The organism is Asanoa sp. NPDC049475, from assembly GCF_040676915.1.
GTDB lineage: Bacteria > Actinomycetota > Actinomycetes > Mycobacteriales > Micromonosporaceae > Asanoa.
The window spans coordinates 1-2,280 of record NZ_JBFAPY010000024.1 but is presented as its reverse complement, the minus strand read 5'-3'; the positions used below and the strand labels follow the sequence as shown (position 1 = coordinate 2,280).

Annotated in this window: 2 protein-coding genes; both read left to right on the top strand. The window is 66.8% G+C overall.

All coding sequences use genetic code 11. The features are described 5' to 3' along the window. Positions 1–1,086, top strand: a 1,086-nt coding sequence (locus AB0J88_RS39980; RefSeq protein ID WP_364362215.1) for a non-reducing end alpha-L-arabinofuranosidase family hydrolase, incomplete at its 5' end; no start/stop codon positions are given. A 211-nt stretch (positions 1,087–1,297) separates the two neighbouring features. Then, positions 1,298–2,280: dienelactone hydrolase family protein (locus AB0J88_RS39975; protein WP_364362216.1), on the top strand; the 983-nt coding region annotated here is incomplete at its 3' end.

Sequence of the window (2,280 nt, the reverse complement as noted above, 5' to 3'; positions counted from 1 at the left end):
TCCAACGGCACCATCAGCGGCGTGCAGTCCGGACGGTGCCTCGACGCCTGGAGCACCGCCAACGGAGCACAGATCCAGCTCTACGACTGCCACGGGCAAGCCAACCAGCAGTTCAGGCTCGCCGCCGTCGCCGGTCCCAGCGATCCGCCGCCCACGACGACCCCGCCGCCGGGCGACACGTGTGCTCTTCCCTCGTCGTACCGCTGGACCTCGTCGGGTGCGCTGGCGCAGCCGAGGTCGGGGTGGGTATCGCTGAAGGACTTCACCCACGCGCCGTACAACGGCCAGCAGTTGGTCTACGCGACGACGCACGACACGGGAACGACGTGGGGCTCGATGAACTTCGGTGTCTTCTCGAACTGGAACCAGATGGGTTCGGCGGCGCAGAATCAGATGCCTTTCGCGGCTGTCGCGCCGTCGTTGTTCTACTTCGCGCCGCGTAACGTCTGGGTCTTGGCCTATCAGTGGGGTGGACCGGCGTTCTCCTACCGTACGTCGACCGATCCGGCCAATGTGAACAGTTGGTCGTCGGCGCAGACCCTCTTCACAGGAAGCATCTCGAATTCCAGCACGGGCCCGATCGACCAGGCACTCATCGGTGACGACCAGAACATGTACCTGTTCTTCGCCGGTGACAACGGCAGGATCTACCGCGCCAGCATGCCCATCGGCAACTTCCCGGGCAGCTTCGGGTCGAACTACGCGACGATCATGACGGACTCGACGAACAACCTGTTCGAAGGCGTTCAGGTCTACAAGCTCCAGGGCGAGAACCGGTATCTCATGCTCGTCGAGGCGATCGGCTCGCAGGGCCGCTACTTCCGCTCCTTCACGGCCACCAGCCTGGGCGGATCGTGGACGCCGCAGGCCACGTCCGAGAGCAACCCGTTCGCCGGCAAGGCCAACAGCGGCGCCACGTGGACCAACGACATCAGCCACGGCGAGCTGATCCGCACCAACGCCGACCAGACGATGACCGTCGACGCCTGCAACCTCCAGCTGCTTTATCAGGGGCGATCCCCCAGCTCCGGCGGCGACTACGGCCTGCTGCCGTACCGGCCGGGTCTGCTGACGCTGCAACGCTGACCATCGGACACCAACGGACGGGCCGGCTCGGCACCAGACCGAGCCCGCCCGCCCCCATCACGATTGACAGGAGGCACCGACAGTGCGAGAACCCGCGCACCACCCCCCGCCCTCGGGGAACACACATGCTGGCCGAGTGTTCCCCGGCTTTCGGGGACGGCTGTTCAGCCTCGCCACGGCCGCGATGGCAGCCGCTATCGGGTTGTTCACCATGACGGTCACGACCGGGTCGGCGTCGGCCGCCGACAACCCGTACCAGCGGGGCCCGGACCCCACCCGGGCCAGCGTCGCGGCCGTGAACGGCCCCTTCGCCAACACGTCGGTCAGCGTCCCGACCGGGTACGGCTTCAACGGCGGCCGGATCTACTACCCGACCGACACCAGCCAGGGCACCTTCGGGGCCATCGCCATCTCGCCGGGTTACACCGCCCTGTTCTCCGCCGAACTGGCCTGGATGGGGCCGTGGCTGGCATCGCACGGCTTCGTCGTGATCGGCATCGAGACCAACAGCCGCAACGACTTCGACACAGCCCGAGGCACTCAGCTGCTCGCCGCCTTGGACTACCTGACGCAGCAGAGCCCGGTACGCGACCGGGTCGACCCGAACCGCTTGGCCGTCTCCGGTCACTCCATGGGCGGCGGCGGGGCGCTGAGCGCAGCCATCCGGCGATCGTCGTTGAAGGCAGTGGTCGGCATCGCACCGTACTCACCGTCGTCGAACCTGGCCAACGACCGGGTGCCCACGATGATCTTCGCCGGGCAGGCGGACACGGTGGTCACCCCGTCCTACGCCACCGGCCTGTACAACACCATCCCGACCACGACGGAAAGCGTCTACCTCGAGGTGGCCGGGGCCGATCATGGGTTCATGGTCGGACGGTCGAACCCGGTGATGATCCGGACGATGCTTCCGTTCCTCAAGATGTTCGTCGACAACGACACCCGCTACAGCCAGTTCCTCTGCCCCTTGGCTGACTCCAGCGGGGTGGTCACCTACCGCAGCACCTGCCCCTTGCTGCCATCGGCCCCGACCACCCCCACCGCTACACCTACCGGCTCGCCCACCGGCTCGCCCACGTCCACATACGAGATCGTCGGTTCGCAGTCGGGTCGGTGTGTCGACGTGCCCAACGCCTCCCAGAACAACGGCACCCGGGTCCAGCTCTACGACTGCAACAGGCAGCCCAACCAGAC